This is a genomic window from Bacillus sp. MUM 13 (genome assembly GCF_001866725.1).
GTDB lineage: Bacteria > Bacillota > Bacilli > Bacillales > DSM-1321 > Peribacillus.
The window spans coordinates 1-345 of sequence record NZ_MLYQ01000180.1 but is presented as its reverse complement, the minus strand read 5'-3'; the positions used below and the strand labels follow the sequence as shown (position 1 = coordinate 345).

General features: G+C 46.1%; 1 protein-coding gene. It reads left to right on the top strand.

Features of this window, described 5'->3' with window-relative positions:
• Nucleotides 1-31 precede the first annotated feature (31 nt).
• Nucleotides 32-345, top strand: a 314-nt coding sequence (locus BIV59_RS22575; protein ID WP_139194452.1) for a M20/M25/M40 family metallo-hydrolase, incomplete at its 3' end; no start/stop codon positions are given.

Sequence of the window (345 nt, the reverse complement as noted above, 5' to 3'; positions counted from 1 at the left end):
TTCACATATAGACAGAAACGGGGGAAACACCATGTTAACAGCAGTATTAGTAGATTCAGAGTTAAAGGCTTGGGCCATTGAGCAGCGCAGGCACCTGCATATGCATCCGGAGCTTTCAGGAGAGGAATACGGGACAGCCGCTTATGTAAAAGAAAAGCTTGCTCAGTTCGGAATTCCGCTTGAGCCGCAATTTTCCGCACCCAGTGTTGTGGCCTTTTTTAAAGGAACAGAAGGAACAAAAACCATTGCCCTGAGAGCGGATATGGACGCACTTCCTATTAATGAAGAAGTAGAAAAACCCTATAAATCTACTGTTCCAGGTGTGATGCATGCCTGCGGACATGA